Here is an 18761-nt window from a genome sequence, read left to right on the forward strand (position 1 = left end):
TCTACGCTTACAATGCCCCTTTCTCTTCCATAACATCTTTGCCTGATTCTTGTGAAGAGCACAGACGAGTGAACCTCTTCAAAGATTAGTAGTCTATTAAGATCGTTGATGAGTTTTTTGCTATCAATCAGTCTGGTGCCGCGCGGGGCGCTGGCATTTCTTGTGAAACATGGAGTCTGTATTGTTGAATATTTCCCCAATTAAAACCGCCATCATTGCTTCTTCGATCTGGGTGACGGTATTGTTGTCGGGATGTGCTTCTTTGCAACTGGATGAAAGAAATCCGCATATAAATACCAAGGCGACTGCGGCGATTGCCGATGTTCCGCGTGCCAGTTATCCTTCCAGCTTAGGTTGTAATGCCGCGCTTGAAAACGATGCGTGTGCCCATCCCATGTTTGTCGGTGTCGCCATTTCTGGCGGCGGCTCACGTGCTGCCAATTTTGGTTTGGGTGTGATTGCGCAGTTGCGCAAGCTCGGCCTGTTTGATGAAGTCACTGCACTTTCTTCCGTGTCAGGTGGCTCTCTGGCAGCTGCTGCGATCAGTTTGAAGCCGCTGGAAAGTGACGCCGATTTCAATCTGCTTTCTACCCAACTACGCAAAGACTATTTAACGTCGTGGGTGTATCGCTCAGCCAATCCCCTGAATTTTGTACCAACCCTGACATCTGGTAAAAATGCGACAAGGACTCTGGCAGATGTTTTTGATGCGGGTATTTTCAAGGGCGCCGTGTTTGGCGATCTGGGGCCGGGCAGGCCAGGAAGACCTTCTTTGTATATTAACAGTTCGCATGCGCACCGTTTTCTGGGCGCCGCTACACTGACAACAAAAGGGCTCAATTCATCTGAGGCGAGTTTGCAGGGTTTTACTTTTACCGATGCCGCATTCAGGGAAATTGGCTCCGACTTGAATCAACTTCGCGTTGCAGATGCAGTGGCTGCGTCTGCTGCTTATCCTGGTTTGTTTGTGCCGCTGGCACTAAAAAACTTCAATGCAGACACGGACAGCTATAGCCTTCCAAATCCGAAATTTCTGCATTTGTATGATGCAGGTTCATCTGATAATCTCGGCGTAGATGCCCTGGTGCGTGCTTATTCAGAAACCCTGGCGGGCACCCAGAATTCGTCCTGTTTACTGATTTTGGTCGATGCGCATGTCAACGACAGAGGAGATCAGGGCGGGTCATTGGCTGATACCAGAAGCAGCATGATTGACTATGTCATCAGTCCTTCTTTATATCAGGCATTCGACTCACTTCTCGAACAGCGCAGGGAAGCGCAGCTCGATCTTTTTGGTGTGTCGCTGGCGTCAGACCGGCCTGACAGGTTTAATCCCAATGTCAATATCCCCTTAAAGAATTACGCCATTTCCGGGGTCGGAGATTCTGCTGGTGACAACCCTGGTCTGGCCGGTGGTGAAGCAACATCCTCAACTGGCAAGGCTATCAATAACGCAAACTGCGCGGTGTGGCATATTGGATTGGATCGCCTGCTTGATTTGACGAAGAAGGGTAGTTCGCGCAAGCGCAAGGCAGTTTTTCAGAAAGCCGGCAGCGATGAATATCGTGATGATACGCATCGTGACAACCAGCTTATCAAGCTCGACAGATTCGTCAATTCGATACAAACAAATTACAAACTTGCTTTAAATGGTCCGGGACGTTGCGATGAGGTGCCTATACAAAATTCTCTTTTCGAGGCGGCCCGCATGCTGACGACGACAGATTTTGATTCGACAGCCAGGCTGGCGACCTGGTTGAAAGAGCATCACCGTGAGCGCTTGTCGCAGAATCTTGCCGGTCTGCTGGATTCTGGCACTGGAACGGCGGATGCCGGTATCGCTCAGGTTCCCCTTTATTTTGTGCATGAACCAAATTCGTCATACCCTCTGGCATCATGGATAAATTGTAGTAAATAGGAAAGCATCGCTTTGACCCGAGAGGGATATTCATGCAATAAGGGCCAAAGCTTCCACGATTTAGTTTTCTCCCTCAGCGGAGGAAATCGCTGTATCGACAATGACCTGCGCTTCATGAAGCACCTGTTGAAGATGGGCTTCGCCAATAAAACTCTCTGCATATATTTTGTAAGTGTCTTCCGTACCGGATGGGCGGGCAGCAAACCAGGCATTGGCAGTCACGACCTTGATCCCGCCAATAGCAGCGTCATTGCCAGGCGCGTAACTCAGCATTTGTTCTATCTTGTCACCACCAAGATCGCCTACGCTGATCTGTTTTTCAGATAAAGCCGCGAGTTTTCGTTTTTGCTGCCTTGTTGCAGGGGCATCTACGCGTTCAAAAAAGGGTTCGCCTAATTCGTTTGCGAGTTTGCGGTACAAAACACCAGGGTCGTAGCCTGTTTTTGCTGTCATTTCTGCTGCCAGCAGGGCGGTGGAAATACCATCTTTTTCTGTCGTCCACACCGAACCATCTATGCGCAGAAAACTCGCCCCTGCGCTTTCTTCTCCACAAAAACCAAGGGCACCACTCTGCAAGCCATCAACGAACCATTTAAAACCTACTGGCACTTCGTACAGGCCTCGTTCCAGTTTTTTTGCCAGCCTGTCTATCAATTGTGTGCTGACGACGGTTTTGCCAATTCCAGCAGAACCAGCCCACTGTGGCCTGTGTGTAAATAGATAATCAATGGCAACTGAGAGGTAATGATTGGGTGGCAGCAAGCCCGCCGACCTGCTGACAATGCCGTGCCTGTCATGGTCGGTGTCGCAGGCGAAGGCAATATCGAATTTGTCTTGCATGCTGATCAGGCCCTGCATGGCATATTTTGAAGACGGGTCCATGCGGATCTGACCATCCCAGTCTAGCGGCATAAAAGCAAAGCTGGGGTCAATCACGTTATTGACCACTGTCAGGTCTAACTGATAGCGATCTGCGATGGCTGACCAATAATGGACGCCAGCACCGCCAAGCGGGTCCACGCCGATGCGTATCTGTCCGTCACGAATGGCATTCATATTGACGACACTGCCAATTTCATCGACATAAAAATCCATGAAGTTGTAACGATGCGTGGTCTTTGCCTGCATGGCTTTGCTGCTGGTGATGCGGCGTACACCTGCCAGATCATTCTCCAGATATTGATTTGCTGCGTTTTCTATCCATTCGGTAATTTGCTGATTGGCCGGACCACCATTAGTTGGATTGTATTTAAACCCGCCGTCACGCGGTGGATTGTGGGACGGAGTAAGAACGATGCCGTCTGCCAGGCCTGTGAGATGATTGCGCCGTTTGTTGTAACTCAATATCGCAAGGGAGATGGCCGGGGTAGGTGTGTATTCATCATTGCTCGCCAGCATGACCTCAACGCGATTGGCCGCCAGTACTTCCATGGCGCTGGCGCATGCCGGTTCGGATAAGGCATGCGTATCCATACCCAGAAAAAGTGGGCCATTAATGTCATTTAAGCTGCGAAAATCACAAATTGCCTGTGTGATTGCCAGCACATGGGCTTCATTGAATGCACTGTCGTAAGCTGATCCACGATGCCCGGATGTTCCAAACTTGACTCTTTGTTCCAGAACGGATGGATCCGGTTTTAAAGTGAAATAAGCTGTGACCAATTTTGAAACGTTGATCAGTGAAGACAATGGTGCCAGTTTGCCTGCCAGTGGATGAATAGATGTTGTCATGGTTTTTACCCGATAGATGAACGATGACGTAATGCCTGCGCCCTGGCTGCCGCGACGACATGGGAGACATCGAAACCAAAATGTGTTTCGACTACTTTGCCCGGGGCGGAAAGGCCAAACGACTGCATGGATATCATCGTGCCGTGCTGGCCGGTATAACGTTCCCAGCCAAATGCCGATGCTGCTTCAACCGATACCCGGGCCAGCACGCCTGGTGGCAATACGTGATCACGATAAGCTTCGCTCTGGCTTTCAAATAGATCCCAGGATGGCATACTGACGACGCGGGCGCGAATGCCTTCTGCGCTCAGTTGCTCGTAAGCGGCAATACAGAGTGCTACTTCGCTTCCCGTTCCCAGCAGTAATACTTCTGGTCCTTCATCGACCGCATCGGCGAGTATATAGGCACCCTTTGCGACTCCACTGGCGCTGGCGTATTTTTGTCGGTCTATCGTAGGCAATGCCTGCCGCGACAAGACCAGGCTGGAAGGTCGATCACTGATTTTCATGATCACCCGCCAGGCTTCCAGCACTTCATTCGCGTCCGCCGGGCGAAGTAAAACCATGCCGGGCATGGCACGAAATGACGCGAGCTGCTCTACAGGCTGGTGAGTAGGACCGTCTTCGCCCATGCTAATCGAGTCATGCGTCCAAAGATAAATGACCGGCATGCCCATCATTGCAGACAAGCGGATCGCCGCACGAGCATAGTCGGTAAATACAAAGAAACTGGCTGCAAAAGGCCGTAACTTGGATAGTGCCATGCCGTTGGCGATAGCACACATGGCATGTTCACGTATGCCGAAATGAAAATTTCGTCCTGCATAACTGGCAGATTCATTCCCCAGTTCAGCGCTGAAGTAGGCATTGTCAATGGCGACAACGGCTTCAAAATCACCTGCCGCGTCAAAATTCAAATTTGTCTTGGTGGATGGTGCCAGATCGGCTGCGCCGCCAAGTAACCACGGCATGTGTGCGGCGATGGCATTCAAGACTTTGCCCGAGGCTTCTCGCGTGGAGAGCCCTTTTTCGTCTGGTGCAAAGTCAGGTAAGGCAAGATCCCAGCCGTCTGGCAATTCACCGGCCTGCATGCAATCAATTTGTTTTGCGAGTTGTGGATGCTGCTGGCAATAGTCGGCAAACAAGCTATTCCACGAGGTATGGGCGTCTTTGCCACGTTGACCAAATTGCGCACTGAAATGTGCCTGCACGCCGTCAGGTACGGCAAATTGCGCATCCGGGTCCATGTGATAAAACTGTTTGGCCAGTCTTGCTTCGTCAATGCCAAGTGGTTCGCCATGTGCCTCCCGGCTGTCTTGCTTGTGGGGTGCACCATAGCCTATATGACTTTGCACGACGATCAGCGTTGGCCTGTCCTGGGTGTCAACAAAACGCTGTAAGGCACTGGTCTGTTGATCCAGGTTATTCGCATCAGCTACGCTGATGACTTGCCAGCCATAGGCGCGAAATCTTGCTACGACATCTTCTGTAAAGGTGATTGCAGTCGTACCTTCAATGCTGACGTGATTGCTGTCGTAAATCCAGCAAAGATTGGCCAATTCCAAATGGCCTGCCAGGGAGGCCGCTTCAGCACTGATACCTTCCATCATGTCGCCATCACCACACAAGGCGTAAGCATTGTAGTCAAACAGGGCATAGCCAGGTCTGTTGTAGGTGGCGGCCAGCCAGCGTTGCGCAATTGCCATGCCAACACTGTTCGCCAAACCTTGACCAAGTGGCCCTGTGGTAGCTTCTACCCCCGCAGTCCAGCCGTGTTCCGGATGCCCTGTGCAGCGGCTGCCAGCCTGACGAAAGCTTTGCAGATCTGCCATGCTGACGGCAAGATTGTCATGCGCATTATTTTCATTGGTATTATTTTCATTGATATTATTTGCATTGATATTATTTGCATTTGACTTTACACCACATAAATACAGCATGCTGTAGAGCAGGGCTGAGGCATGGCCGGCGGACAGTACAAAACGGTCGCGATTGGGCCATGCAGGGTCATCTGCATCAAATCGCAGGTAGCGCTGCCAGATGCAATAAGCGGTTGGTGCTGCACCCATAGGCGTTCCGGGGTGACCCGAATTCGCCTTTTCCACCATGTCGATGGAAAGCGTACGCAAGGTGTTGATGCAGAGTTCATCCAGCAAGCCCGGATGCGTTGTGCCACTGATCTTGGTGGCCTGGTGAGTGGCGCCTGTATTCATGACGGATGTTTCCCTGCTTTTGATGCCGATCCCGGCGTAATGGGTGCCACATCATTTTTTTTCTCAAGTTGCCTGCTCTTTTCAAGAATGACCGACATCAATGCATGCCAGGAATCTGAAAAAGCCACCACACCTTCAGTTTGCAAGCGTGCTGCCAGGGTTTCAAGATCGACGCCTTCGCGCCGGAATTCCTCCAGCACTGAGATGGCATAACCGCCATCGGCGGGCAGGGCTGTTCCGGCCTTGCCATGATCGGCAAAGGCTAACAGGGTTTTCTCTGGGATCGTGTTAATGGTATTTGCGGCCGTCAGTGCTTCAATGTACATGGTGTCTGGGGCGCTAGCGTCTTTGGTGCCGGTGCTGGCCCACAGCAGTCGTTGCGGTGGTACACCTGCTACGGCAAGTTGATGCCAGCGCTGTGACTGTAGAAGTTCGCAATGTGCCTGATAGCATTGCATGGCAATTGCTATGCCAAGACGGTTTTGGTATTGCGGTGAAATTTCCTCCTTCACGGCCACATCCCAGCGGCTGACAAAGACCGATGCGACTGAAGGAACGTGCAAGTGCAGGCCGGCCAGTTGGCGTCTCTCCATGCCGCGCAAATACGCGTTGGCTGCCGCCAGATACTGTGCCGCTGAAAACAGTAAGGTCACATTGACTGGAATGCCATTGAATATTGCTTCTTCAATCGCTTCAATACCTGCGGCGGTCCCCGGGATTTTTATAAACAGGTTTGGCAATTTTGCCTGTGTATGCAAATGCGTCGCTGCCCTGACTGTATTGACGGCGTCGTGTGCCAGCAGTGGCGACACTTCAAGTGAAACCCAGCCATCAACGCCATTGCTGGCATCATGGACAGGTCTGAACAAATCAGCAGCCTGTGTCAGGTCTTCAAGCGCCAGCGCAAAGAACAGTTCTTCCCCAGATAAACCGGCCGCAGCCAGTCGCCCGATAGCATCGTCATAGATGCCGCCAGCGCTGATTGCATGCTCGAAAATGGTCGGGTTTGAAGTCAGGCCAGTGATGGCGTATTCCTGGATGTAGCGTTGCAAGGTACCGCTGGTGAGTAGTTGACGATTGATATTATCGAGCCACAGACGCTGACCCAGATCATGCAATGTGCTGGTATGAGAATTCATATTTTTCCAATTGGCTTCTTAAGCACTGAAAGGTCATGAAGTGACGGTTGTCGGGCTGTCAAAACTGACGAACGCGTTGTATTTGTAATCCATCAGATCTGCCAGGCAATCAACGCTGATGTCTGCTGGCGGATACATGGCCAGCGTGTCTTTATCCAATGCAAAGTGCCCCTGGCGGACGAACACTGTTGTCAGTCGATTTTGCATGATCTTTTTCATTGCCGTCAGCACGCGCAATTTATCGTCGATCATGACATAGTGCTGTCCTGGGTATTGCTGCAATATGGCATCCAGCATTTTCTCTTTATGGATATAGATCAGCACCTTACCGCCCACGGCATCCCATAGGCCTGAACGCAAGATTTTTCGAGGTTGAAAGACAACATCTCCGTCAGAGACAATGACCGTGCTGCCTATCGTATCAAGCTGCGCTATCAATTCCAGTGCAGAGGGGTATAAACGTTGTGCGAAAAGATAATCAACCAGAAAACTCGACATTTTGAGTAAAGCCTGGTTGCTCGCGCCATGCGTATTGCCGGGCTGACTGTCGGTTAAAAATGCAGGATCATTGCGATAGAGTTGCAATGCGCCGAGGTAGTCGGCGTAACCCAGATCAACGCGTAATTGTTCGAAGATTTCCCAATACCGGGCGGCCCTGGCAGAACCAAATTCCTTAGCTAGGTGCTGACCGAAATCGGTTAAAATTTGATCGTTGTTGAGCAAGGTATTGTCAACGTCAATTAAAAATACCAGGTCTTTTCTTACCGGCATTTCTGGAAGTGCATGCTCGTTTTCGGCAGGCGTCATTTTTTCGACTCTGGTGCAGACGCACTCGGTTTTTCAAGATGCCCACCGAATTCACTTCGCATCGCAGACAACAGGCGATTTGAAAAATCACCGCGACCACGCGAAGCAAAGCGTTCAAACAGGGCGGCACTTAACACGTTCATCGGCACGGCTTCTTCTATGCCAGCAAGCAAGGTCCATCTACCTTCGCCCGAATCCGAAACTTGTCCACCATAAGCGTTCAAATCAGGATCTTTCAGCAGAGCTGACGCGGTCAGGTCAAGCAGCCAGGAATTAATCACGCTGCCACGCCGCCAGACTTCAGCTATATCAGGTAAATTCATGTCGTATTGATAGAACTCTGGATTGCGCAAGGGCGTGGTTTCGGCATCGTGTTCAGGCTTAACTTCAAGCTTGCCGATGTTGGCGTGACGTAAAATATTCAAGCCTTCTGAATATGCCGCCATCATTCCGTATTCGATGCCGTTATGTATCATTTTGACGAAATGACCTGCGCCATGGTCACCGCAATGCAAGAAGCCCTGTTCTGCGTCACTGACGGCAAGCATCTGCAGTACGCGATCAGGCGTGCGCGCAGCCGTCGCGACACCGGGCGCAAGGGCAGAAAATATCGGACGCATATGTTCGACAATATTGGCTTTGCCACCTATCATCAGACAATAACCGCGTTCCAGACCGGCGACTCCGCCACTGGTTCCTACGTCCAGATAATGCAGGCCCTTCGCATGTAACTCTGCGCTGCGCCGTATATCGTCACGATAGTAGGAATTGCCCCCATCAATAATAATGTCACCCATAGTAAGCAGGGGAACCAGGGTCGCCAGAACCTCGTCAACCCTGCCTGCTGGCAACATCAGCCAGATTGCCCGCGGTAGCGACATTTGCAACACCATGTCTTGCAGCGACTTGGCGGTATTGGCACCTTCGGCCTTTAAATTTGCCATCGCCAGATCTTGCGTGTCGTGTATTACACAATCGTGACCGTTTCTTAACAGGCGACGAACCAGGCCGGATCCCATCCGGCCCAAACCTATCATGCCGATTTGCATCGCGATTCCTTTTTTCAGTACTCGTTGATGCGCAGATTGCGCTGATAATAAAATACTATCTGTTCGTTGGCGCACGAACTGCGACTCGGCGATGTGTGCGTCGTGCTTGTAAATGCCTCTGAAAGGCTAAGAACACCGGGGAGTTTGAAGAGGCAGATAGTGCTGAAGCGATGGTGTACCAGCCGACACCGAAGCTGATATAAGGAAACGCGGGAGTCAAATGCGCCATTCTTTGCTGAATGGATAGATCATGTCCAGGCGTATCTTATTCATTTCATTCCTGAACGTGCTGCCTTGACCTTTGCTTATCCTTGGGTAAAAGCATGCTGTCTATTTTCTGTAATGAGATAGCATCGTTTGGAATAATGATAATAAGAATGATTCTTGTTTACAGATATCTTTACGTTTGTTACAATTCGCCATCAAATTTTTACTTTAAATCCCAGCCATTCACTCCCCTGAAGAGCCAGCGGTATTTTTTCTTTTATTTTTCTCCGGAAATATCATGGCCCATATCAAGAGTCGCAAGCATATGCATGCTTGCTTTAATCTGACCGCAACCGCCGCTGCTGCCGCAATCTTGCTGCCAATGGCTGCCCAGGCCGCAGAGCCCAGCTTGCCAGAAGTCAAAGTCACTGCAAAGACTGAAAATGAATTCAAGGCTGACAAGGCTGCTTCACCGAAATATACTCAGCCTCTGGTTGATACAACGCAAACCATTACTGTCATCAAACGCGAGCTGATTGATCAGCAAGGTGCGCTGACTTTGAGTGATGCCTTGCGCAATACGCCAGGCGTGGGCGCATTTTTCTTGGGTGAAAATGGCAGCACCAATACGGGCGACGCTATTTACATGCGTGGTTTTGACGCATCCAGCAGCATTTATGTGGATGGCGTACGCGACCTGGGCTCTATCTCGCGAGACCTGTTCAACATCGAGCAGATTGATGTTTTGAAAGGCCCTGCAGGTACAGATGGCGGCCGTGGTGCACCAACAGGTTCCGTTAATCTGATCAGCAAACAGCCAGGCATGGATGATGCGACCTTTGGTTCTGCGACCTTTGGCAGTGGCAAACAAAAGCGTGTGACTGCTGATTTCAATAAAGTCATCAGTGCAGAGCAGGGCTCTGCCTTCCGTCTGAATGTGATGGATCAGGATAGTGGCAGTATCAGCCGTAATGAAGTCAACAACAAGCGCTGGGGTGTCGCGCCAACTTTTGCATTTGGCCTGAAGGGCCCGACACGTTTTTACCTGAATTTCCTGCATGTCAGTCAGGATAATGTGCCTGATGGTGGTGTGCCAACCCTGGGCTTGCCAGGCTATAGCAGCCCTGACCCGAAGCGTCCATTTTTGGCAACCGCACCCAAGGTCGATCCAAAGAATTTTTACGGCTCTGCCACTGACTTTGATAAAGTCACTGCGGATATGTTTACGGCAAAACTGGAGCATGATTTCAGCAATACTGTAAAACTGGTCAATACGGCACGTTATGGCAAGACCAGCGAGCATTATTTGCTGACTTCCTTCATGGGTTCTGCGGCTAATTTGCTGACACCATCGACGACTGATTTGTCTACCTGGACGTTGGCACGTGGTACGCGTACACTGAAGGATCAGGTAAATGAGATATTGACCAATCAGACCAATCTGATTGCGGATCTCGATTTTTCTGGTTTGAAGCATACCTTATTGGGTGGTCTGGAATTCACATCTGAAAAACAAAACACCTGGGGTAATGATGGCCTGGGCATATTACCCGCGGCGAATTTCTACAATCCAAATCCACGTGACACCATCACAGGCTTGAACCCGGTACGGAATGCTGTCTTTACCCGTGGTTCAACAACGACGGCCAGCGCCTACGTATTTGATACCATCAAATTCAGCCCGGAATGGCAAGCCAATGCCGGTGTCCGTGTTGACCGTTACACGACAGATTATTCTGCTGCGAGCCTGTCAACGGCGACCAGCAATCCAACGCTGCCGGTCGGCACGCTGGTACCAACCAATCTGAATTTGAATGGCAATCTGGTCAATTTCAAATTGGGTGCTTTGTATAAACCTACCAAAGACAGCAGTGTTTATGCTTCTTATTCCACATCCAAGCAACCACCGGGCGGTTCCAACTTTGCGTTGAGCACCGCAGTAAACAGTGCGGCGAATCCGAAATTTGATCCGCAAGAAACCAAAAATACTGAAATTGGTGCCAAGTGGGATTTGCTGGAACAAAAACTGTCTTTCACAGCTGCGATTTATCGCACTGAAGTTTCCAACGATGTGGTGCAAAACCTGACTGATCTGTTGTATTACCAGACTGGTAAAAAGCGTGTCCAAGGCGTAGAGCTAGGTCTGACAGGTGCGATTAACCGTAACTGGCTGGTCAGTGCCGGTTATGCCAGAATGGATACCAGCGTAGAGGCCGGTCCACTGGTGACTGCCAACGGTTTGAATAACCTGGCTTATGCGCCTAAACAGACCTTTACTGCCTGGACATCTTATCAATTGCCAATGGGCGTGAAACTGGGTGGTGGTGCACGTTTTGTCGATGCACTGTTGCGTGGTACAGATAGCGCGATCGGCACACCCGCTTCGACAGAAGCCTATTGGGTATTCGATGCGATGGCCAGTTATGCAGTGAATAAAAATATTGATTTGCAATTGAATATCAGCAACCTGGCCGATAAAACCTATGTTGCTGCCATCAACAAGAGTGGATATCGTTACACACCGGGCGCACCAAGAGCGGCCAGTCTGACGGCGAACATCAAGTTCTGATGTAATATTTTAGTCATTCAGACGAATGGTTTAATCAGCCCCTCTGTTTCAGAGGGGCTTTTTGTTGGAGTAAGCAAATCATGATGTTACATATACCTGGCGTACTTAGTCGTGAACAAGTTATTGAAATGCGTCGCAGACTTGATGCTAGTGACTGGATAGATGGAAAACAAACCGTAGGCGAGCAGGGCGCAAGAGTTAAACGCAACCGGCAATTGCCTGAGCATTCGCCCCTGTCGCAGGAATTGGGAAGTATTGTGCTGGCAGCCCTGAAGCGCAGCCCCTTGTTCTTTGCCGCTGTCCTGCCTTTGCGTATCGTGCCACCACTGTTTAATTCTTATGCGGGTGGCGAGCACTACGGCTTGCATGTGGATGGCTCTGTGCGGCCGGTGTCAGATGCCACCTATAGTCTGCGCACTGACGTGTCGTCGACGCTTTTTCTCTGTGAGCCTGATGAATATGACGGTGGCGAGTTGGAAGTGGTTGATACCTACGGTACGCATGAGGTCAAATTGCCTGCCGGAGACTTGATTTTGTATCCGTCCAGCAGCTTGCATCAGGTCTTGCCAGTCACCCGCGGCGAGCGTGTCTGTTCCTTTTTTTGGACGCAAAGCATGATACGTGACGATGCACGCCGCACCATGCTGTTTGAAATGGATCAAACCATTACCAGCCTGCGCAGCCAGTTAGGCGACAGCCAGGAAGTGCTTGGGCTGACAGGGCAGTACCATAACCTTTTACGCATGTGGGCAGAGACTTGATGCGCAGATGCTTGCCGGTGGTTTTGATGGGTGACCGGATAATTTGATTGCATTTTAGATAATATTAAAATGTTGCAATAATAAAAAGATAATTTCCAACCGTATCAATTGTGGTGACATAAGCTTATTTACAAGCCGTTCATCGGGCAAAAACGGCCGATCAACAGTTTCCCTTCGCCAATTTATATTTTCTGTCTTATAGTCAGATTAATGGCTAGAATCTCCATATCGTTCACATTTGGCAAATAAGTAATTTCATGAATAATCGCGCAAAACGTGTAAGTAAGCTTGCCGGGTTCTCTTTGGTAGAGCTAATGGTTACTTTGGTCATTATGTCCATATTGACTGCCATCGCTTATCCTAGCTTCCAGCGCTCCATGCAACGCGCAAGGGTTACCTCAGAAGCTACCTCATTTTCCTCTGACTTGGCTTATGCAAAAGGTATGGCCAAAAAAAGTAGTACTGAAAATAAAACCCGCAGAGTCAGTGTATGCGCAAGTTCAGATGGCGCCACTTGTACTGGTGGTTCGTGGAATTCGGGGCGCATTATTTTTTACGATGATAATGGAGACGGTATAGTGACATCTGGCAAGGATCAGGTCTTACAAGTTAGGGGACCTGTCACAGGGACGACCGTAATTAGTGTGACAAATTTCAAGACTGGCGGGATTATTCAATTTAATTCGCTTGGCGAGGTTGGAATAGCAGGCGTAGTAAAGATTTGTGATAGCAGCTTGGGTGGTAATTCGGGGACGGCTTATTCCGTACTTTTGAGTGGCCTTATCAATGCTAACCGCACTGCCGCGTGCCCTTAAGGTCTTGGTATGAAAAAAAATAAAATGGCGTCGCTTAAACAAATGGCCGGTGTGTCCATGCTGGAAGTTCTAGTCGCGATCTTGATACTGTCGATGGCTGCGTTGGCAAATGCTGGTTTGCAAATTGCGGGTATGCGCCTCAATGCCAGCTCTAAACTCAGATCCATTGCGATAGCACAAGTTTCTGACATGGTGGATCGCATGCGTTCAAATCGTGGCGCGCTTCCTACATATGCTGCTACCTCTGGCATTCCTTCTGATCCTGGTTGTACTACTGCCGCTACACCTTGCACTGCAGAAGATATGGCAAAACATGATATGTTTGAATGGAATACTGCCAATTCTCAATTGCTACCCGGTGGTGTTGGCATGGTTTGTCTAGACAATACCGCTAATCCACAATCTAAGACCTATGCCACTGCTTGTTCCAACACTGGTTCATCCTACAGCGTAAAACTTCAATGGGATGATACCCATGGTAACGGCACTGCAACTCAATTCTTTGTGATTAATTTTCAGCCATGAAAAATAACTTTTTTTCCAAACATTACCAACAAGGGTTGACTATCATTGAATTAATGATAGCTTTGACTTTGGGGTTGGTTATTTCCATGGTGGCAGCGTCAATTTTTGCTTTTAGTTCTAAGGGTTTTTCTGTTCAGCAAGAACAGACAAGTATTCAGGAGGCGGGACGTACAGCCCTTGGAATTCTGGGTAGAACCGTGCGGACGACTAGCGATTTTGGTTGCCGGTCAGATTGGACGGTGGTGAAATCTAAGTCTTTCGTGAACAAGGTTAATCCAGCAGCGTCCTATGCGTACACTTTTGGGACTGACCCGCTGAGTGCGCAATTGGTAGGTTACACAGGAATAACTTCAGATTGGTCGCCTACAATCCCTACAGATCTGCCTATTCCAAGCAATGCAGATAAAACCAGCGATATTATTACTGTGCGTGGTGCTACGGGCGATCCTGCTACAGTGGTAGCACCATTTATGACAACAGTAACAGATGCTGTTACGGTTAATACTCAAAATGGTTTTGCCGCTGGTGATGTGCTGGCGATTTCAGATTGTAGCTCGACAACCATTTTCCAGGTGTCTGGTACCCCCGATGCCTCAGGTACTTTGGCACATACTACTAGTGGTACGCCGGGCAATGTGGATACTGCCCTGTTTAAAAATTATCCAAGTGGAGCGGATGTCTACAAATTAGTTACCACGACGTTTTATGTCGCTCCTAGTCAGTTCAATACCGGTCCGTCGTTATGGCGCATAGTTGGTACGAACGCACCTGAAGAGTTGGTACAGAATGTGGAAAGACTTAAAATTGTATATGGTATGGATCCTACTGTTGGAGTGGACAATACCAAACGCGATTATTCTCCCAATTATTATCTGGCCGCAAATGATACCGGCATAGATATGACCAAGGTAGTTAGCGTCAGGATTAATGTTCTTGTGCGCTCACCCAGTGACAATGTCAGTACTATTAACCAGACTTACATTTTCAATTCAGCGTCGGTGACGGCAACCGACAAGAGGTTGCGCAACTCTTTTACCACAACTATTAACTTGCGAAATAGAGTTTTGTGATGCATCAAATTAAACTTTTTAAAACTAGAGACAATGTGTCTTATGCGCGTGCTAATAGCCTGGCAAATCAAAGAGGTATTTCACTGGCAGTCGTACTCGTGCTGGTGGGCTTGCTAGCAATGATAGGTATCAGTGCTATGCAAATGAATATTTTACAAGAAAAAGGCGCAGGTAATTACCGCGATCAAGACGTGGCGTTTCAAACGGCAGAATCTGCATTGCGTGATGCCGAGCTTTATGTCGATACCTACTTGACACCTACATCGAATTTTGCAGCTGATTGTACGGGCGGCTTGTGTCTGCCTTCTGCAACTTCGACACCGGTTTGGAGTGATGCGACCATGGACGTCTGGAACAACGCAAGCCGGACGCTGCCTTATTCTCAGACCGCAGGTGATGTCAGCCAGCAACCGAGATACATTATCGAATTAACTGCGCAAAATATAGACAATGGTGCCCTAGATGTGGGGGGGCTACCTGGTCCCAAGCAAGCTACTTATCGGATTACGGTAAAGGCCTGGGGATCCACCCCATCTGCACAAGTTCTTTTGCAGTCCGTTTATCTGAAATGATGGAGCAATCATGAATAAGCCAAGTAACAACCTATTAGTAAAATTACGTTCACCGGCAATTCTGGCCGGCGTTATGGCACTGCTGAATTCACCTGTAGTGGGCGCGTCGCCGATAGTGTTATCGCAGACACCTTTGTTTGTCACGAATGCCGTGTTGCCCAATGTGCTGGTAGTACTGGATAATTCTGAGTCGATGGACGGCACCATGGCAGGTAAGCTGATTGCCGGTGATGACGCAACGACCAGGTCGAACATAGCGCGTTCGGTCATGCGCGATACCATCACCAATTATCGCACTGCCTTTAAATGGGGTTTGATGTCTTTCGACGTCACCAGCAGTAACTTTTATGTGACTTATGCCTACTTTCTTGGTAGTGATGCAGGTATGACATTTACCGATGGCTGTTCTGGGTCGCCACTCAAAACTTCGGGCGGAAAACCCTGTATCACCAATCCCCAGCCGTTTGCCGGAGCCAGTTACATCACTTATGATTCGTCCGGCGACGATGCTTCAATCAATGACGTACTCTATACCTCATCACCGAATGCTGGTTCGAATGAATGTAATGTTGTAAATGTGGGTGGGCTGAATTATTGTTCGGTGATCTGGGGAATTAATAATGGCGCGGGTAAGAGTTATTATTTTCGCGGCAAACATAATGTGACGACTTCCTGGAATCTTGGCGATTTTACAGGTAACCCATTAGGTGCAGGCGCGCAAACATTTAGTGAAACTGATGCCGGCTATGTGCCTTCAAACCCTCCTATCACTCGCCAGGTTTATATTCCCCGCGCTTGGGGTTATGGTGGTACAAACTCTGGCAAGGGTAAATTAAACGAAGCAGTTATTGCTGATAGCACCGCACATTACAATAACCTGATGTCTTATCTGGCTACCGAAACAAGTAACACCGGTAGTTCTGAAATCAAGAATAATTCCACCTTTACACCGTTGCCAGGCACTTTGCAGTCTGTAAAGACTTACTTTACTGGTGGCTCGTCGCCGGTACAATATGCATGCCAGAAAAACTTTGTAATGCTGGTGACCGATGGGATGGCGACAGCGACTAACACTGGCGCACAGTATACTGCTGCTGATCGGGCGGCAAACAAACCTTTGAATGATACCGTGGCAGCGATTGCGGCATTGCGTAATACAACGCCACCGCCAACTATCGCTAATCCTGACATAAAAACTTATGTGGTTGGCTTGGGTGATACGGTACAAAATCCTACTGCCGTGTCTGGACTAAATTCTATGGCTGGGGCTGGCGGTACTGGCAGCGCTTTTTTGGCGTCGGATCCTACTGCATTCTCAAATGCGATCCAGGCGATTGCCAACAATATCACTGCGCAGGTTGGCTCGGCATCTGCTGTGTCTTTGAATTCTACGCAAATCAATAGTGGCTCTGCACTTTTCCAGGGTAAATTCAGTAGCATAGACTGGTCAGGTCAATTGTTGTCTTATCCAGTCACTTCAACAGGTGGGATAGGAGCGTTGAGTTGGGATGCTGGACAGGTCTTAAACGGACAAAACTGGAATTCCGGGCGTATCATTCTTACTAATAATTTGACTACCACCAATGCTACAGGGCGTGGTGTTGCATTTCGCTGGCCTTCTAACCCGGCTGCGCCAACTTCGACAGAGATCAATTTAAGTCAGGTTACAGCGTTAAATAAAAACGCATCTGGTACAGCCGATGCGCAAGGACAATTGCGCTTGCAGTATATTCGCGGAGACAGAACAAACGAGGGCGCCAGCCCATTATTCCGAGCCCGTACTCGTAGCGTATTGGGTGATATTGTTGACTCGAACTCTGTCTACGTGGGGAAGCCACCTTTTACTTATCCCAATAGTCTGGAATCAGCTAAATATGTCACATTTGCGCAAAACAAGGCGGGACGCACGCCCATGGTTTATGTAGGCGCTAATGATGGTATGCTTCATGGCTTCAGTGCTCTAGATGGCTCTGAAAAGATTGCATACGTACCAACGCAGGTCTATTCCAATCTATCAAAATTGACTGATCCTAGCTATGCGCACCGATTTTTTGTAGATGGTTCTCCGAATGTCGGAGATGTATTCTACGGCGGTGCATGGCACTCTGTGTTGGTTGGAAGCCTACGCGGTGGTGGTCAAGGTATTTTTGCACTCGATGTCACTGACCCCTCTAATTTTAGCGAAGCCAATGCTGCAAGCACTGTCTTGTGGGAGTTTAATGATGCCGATGACGGCATCGAATATGATCTCGGCTATAGCTATACACAACCTATGATAGTCAAGATGGCCAATGGCAAATGGGCAGCCATATTTGGTAATGGCTATAATAATACGATTGCTGACGGCAAAGCCAGCGCAACTGGTAATGCTGCCATCTATATTGTTGATATCCAGACTGGTGCCTTGATCAAAAAACTGTATACCAATACAGGTTCAGCTTCGACACCAAACGGCATAGGCAGTGTTACACCTGTGGACGTTAATGGTGATTCTGTTGTAGATTATATTTACGCAGGCGATTTGCAAGGGAACGTCTGGAAATTTGATGTGACCAGCACTTTGCCAGCAGCTTGGGGGCCGTCGTTTGGTACAGTTCTTGCACCTTTGCCGCTGTTTATTGCAAAAGATTCGACCAATAAATTGCAGCCGATAACTGGGAAAATTACTGTAGGTAGAAATCCAGTATCTGGGTATATGGTGTATTTCGGTACGGGTCAATATCTGGGCGTCCCCGACTTGACAGATACTTCACAGCAAAGTTTTTATGGTATCTGGGACAATGGTGCGACGGTCAGTGGACGTAGCGTCTTGCAAGGTCAAACTATTAGCACTAGTACATCAACCACTGTTTCTGGTACTTTCCGCACCAGCACTTCGAATGCGATTGCGGCGACGATGTACACGACGGGTGCCAAAAAGGGTTGGTATACTGACTTACCAACCAGTGGTGAACGTCAAGTGACCGACCCGTTGTTGAATGATAGTAATATCGTATTTTCTACCCTGATCCCAAGTACAGATCCTTGCGCGGCTGGTGGGAGCGGCTGGATTATGGAATTGGATTCTGTCACCGGGAATATGATTTCTGACCCTATATTCCCGACAACATCGACAACAGAGTTTTCATCCTCTGATATGGCTACCGCTGGTGTTCAAACCGCTTCAATACCGTCGACTCCAAGGGTGATCAACAAGCAGGGTGTATCATATGGTAATACCGGCAATACCGGCGGTAATACCAGCGGCGGCGGCGGCGGCGTTGTTTCGGCGAAAGAGAAAAAACTAACTAGCCAGTCTGACGGCAGTATTGGTAATCAAACTGAAAAAGCGGCAATCACCCAAAAACGCGTCATGTGGCGTCAAATTCAGCAATAATCAGGAGGC

General features: G+C 49.1%; 13 protein-coding genes. 8 read left to right on the forward strand and 5 right to left on the reverse strand.

From position 1 onward, the window contains the following. The first annotated feature begins 181 nt into the window (after positions 1 to 181). Complete coding sequence (locus tag ACO0LH_RS20165; protein WP_422942934.1) at positions 182 to 1918, forward strand: patatin-like phospholipase family protein; 1737 nt, start codon at positions 182 to 184, stop codon at positions 1916 to 1918. A gap of 60 nt (positions 1919 to 1978) precedes the next feature. Here ACO0LH_RS20165 and pgm read toward each other — a convergent pair whose 3' ends face one another. The 5 genes from pgm to gnd are packed head-to-tail and all read right to left on the reverse strand — an operon-like array spanning position 1979 to position 8857. After that, positions 1979 to 3649: a phosphoglucomutase (alpha-D-glucose-1,6-bisphosphate-dependent) gene (gene pgm, locus ACO0LH_RS20170; RefSeq protein WP_422942935.1), complete on the reverse strand. Its 1671-nt coding sequence runs from the start codon at positions 3647 to 3649 to the stop codon at positions 1979 to 1981. Between the two features lie 5 nt (positions 3650 to 3654). Continuing rightward, on the reverse strand, positions 3655 to 5862 hold the full coding sequence (locus ACO0LH_RS20175; protein WP_422942936.1) for a transketolase family protein: 2208 nt from the start codon (positions 5860 to 5862) through the stop codon (positions 3655 to 3657). Continuing rightward, positions 5859 to 7001, reverse strand: a complete 1143-nt coding sequence (tal, locus tag ACO0LH_RS20180; RefSeq protein ID WP_422942937.1) for a transaldolase — start codon at positions 6999 to 7001, stop codon at positions 5859 to 5861. The genes ACO0LH_RS20175 and tal overlap by 4 nt, the downstream gene beginning before the upstream one ends. A 33-nt stretch (positions 7002 to 7034) precedes the next feature. Further along, a complete protein-coding gene (locus ACO0LH_RS20185; protein WP_422942938.1) occupies positions 7035 to 7808 on the reverse strand; it encodes an HAD family hydrolase in 774 nt (257 codons plus the stop codon). Then, positions 7805 to 8857, reverse strand: a complete 1053-nt coding sequence (gene gnd, locus ACO0LH_RS20190) for a phosphogluconate dehydrogenase (NAD(+)-dependent, decarboxylating) (RefSeq protein WP_422942939.1) — start codon at positions 8855 to 8857, stop codon at positions 7805 to 7807. Before gnd ends, ACO0LH_RS20185 begins: the two co-directional genes overlap by 4 nt. Before the next feature lie 505 nt (positions 8858 to 9362). Here gnd and ACO0LH_RS20195 point away from each other — a divergent pair. The 7 genes from ACO0LH_RS20195 to ACO0LH_RS20225 all read left to right on the forward strand — a co-directional run bounded on the left by ACO0LH_RS20195 (position 9363) and on the right by ACO0LH_RS20225 (position 18752). Then, entirely contained in the window at positions 9363 to 11633 is a 2271-nt protein-coding gene (locus tag ACO0LH_RS20195; protein ID WP_422942940.1) for a catecholate siderophore receptor Fiu, read from the forward strand. Between the two features lie 80 nt (positions 11634 to 11713). Then, positions 11714 to 12394: a Fe2+-dependent dioxygenase gene (locus tag ACO0LH_RS20200; protein WP_422942941.1), complete on the forward strand. Its 681-nt coding sequence runs from the start codon at positions 11714 to 11716 to the stop codon at positions 12392 to 12394. Positions 12395 to 12651: 257 nt separating this feature from the next. After that, positions 12652 to 13209, forward strand: a complete 558-nt coding sequence (locus ACO0LH_RS20205; RefSeq protein WP_422942942.1) for a GspH/FimT family pseudopilin — start codon at positions 12652 to 12654, stop codon at positions 13207 to 13209. A gap of 9 nt (positions 13210 to 13218) precedes the next feature. Further along, positions 13219 to 13734: a type IV pilus modification protein PilV gene (gene pilV / locus ACO0LH_RS20210; RefSeq protein WP_422942943.1), complete on the forward strand. Its 516-nt coding sequence runs from the start codon at positions 13219 to 13221 to the stop codon at positions 13732 to 13734. Beyond that, positions 13731 to 14804 (forward strand): PilW family protein, encoded by a 1074-nt coding sequence (locus ACO0LH_RS20215; protein WP_422942944.1) that lies wholly within the window; start codon positions 13731 to 13733, stop codon positions 14802 to 14804. The genes pilV and ACO0LH_RS20215 overlap by 4 nt, the downstream gene beginning before the upstream one ends. Next, positions 14804 to 15376, forward strand: a complete 573-nt coding sequence (locus tag ACO0LH_RS20220; protein WP_422942945.1) for a pilus assembly PilX family protein — start codon at positions 14804 to 14806, stop codon at positions 15374 to 15376. The genes ACO0LH_RS20215 and ACO0LH_RS20220 overlap by 1 nt, the downstream gene beginning before the upstream one ends. 10 nt (positions 15377 to 15386) lie before the next feature. After that, complete coding sequence (locus ACO0LH_RS20225) at positions 15387 to 18752, forward strand: pilus assembly protein (protein WP_422942946.1); 3366 nt, start codon at positions 15387 to 15389, stop codon at positions 18750 to 18752. Positions 18753 to 18761 lie beyond the last annotated feature (9 nt).

The organism is Undibacterium sp. TJN19 (assembly GCF_049339485.1).
Classification (GTDB): domain Bacteria; phylum Pseudomonadota; class Gammaproteobacteria; order Burkholderiales; family Burkholderiaceae_D; genus Undibacterium.

Coding starts and splice junctions, on each gene's coding strand:
- pgm (WP_422942935.1), bottom strand. CDS start 3,649: ATGACAACATCTATTCATCCACTGGCAGGCAAACTGGCACCATTGTCT.
- ACO0LH_RS20175 (WP_422942936.1), bottom strand. CDS start 5,862: ATGAATACAGGCGCCACTCACCAGGCCACCAAGATCAGTGGCACAACG.
- tal (WP_422942937.1), bottom strand. CDS start 7,001: ATGAATTCTCATACCAGCACATTGCATGATCTGGGTCAGCGTCTGTGG.
- ACO0LH_RS20185 (WP_422942938.1), bottom strand. CDS start 7,808: ATGACGCCTGCCGAAAACGAGCATGCACTTCCAGAAATGCCGGTAAGA.
- gnd (WP_422942939.1), bottom strand. CDS start 8,857: ATGCAAATCGGCATGATAGGTTTGGGCCGGATGGGATCCGGCCTGGTT.
- ACO0LH_RS20195 (WP_422942940.1), top strand. CDS start 9,363: ATGGCCCATATCAAGAGTCGCAAGCATATGCATGCTTGCTTTAATCTG.
- ACO0LH_RS20200 (WP_422942941.1), top strand. CDS start 11,714: ATGATGTTACATATACCTGGCGTACTTAGTCGTGAACAAGTTATTGAA.
- ACO0LH_RS20205 (WP_422942942.1), top strand. CDS start 12,652: ATGAATAATCGCGCAAAACGTGTAAGTAAGCTTGCCGGGTTCTCTTTG.
- pilV (WP_422942943.1), top strand. CDS start 13,219: ATGAAAAAAAATAAAATGGCGTCGCTTAAACAAATGGCCGGTGTGTCC.
- ACO0LH_RS20215 (WP_422942944.1), top strand. CDS start 13,731: ATGAAAAATAACTTTTTTTCCAAACATTACCAACAAGGGTTGACTATC.
- ACO0LH_RS20220 (WP_422942945.1), top strand. CDS start 14,804: ATGCATCAAATTAAACTTTTTAAAACTAGAGACAATGTGTCTTATGCG.
- ACO0LH_RS20225 (WP_422942946.1), top strand. CDS start 15,387: ATGAATAAGCCAAGTAACAACCTATTAGTAAAATTACGTTCACCGGCA.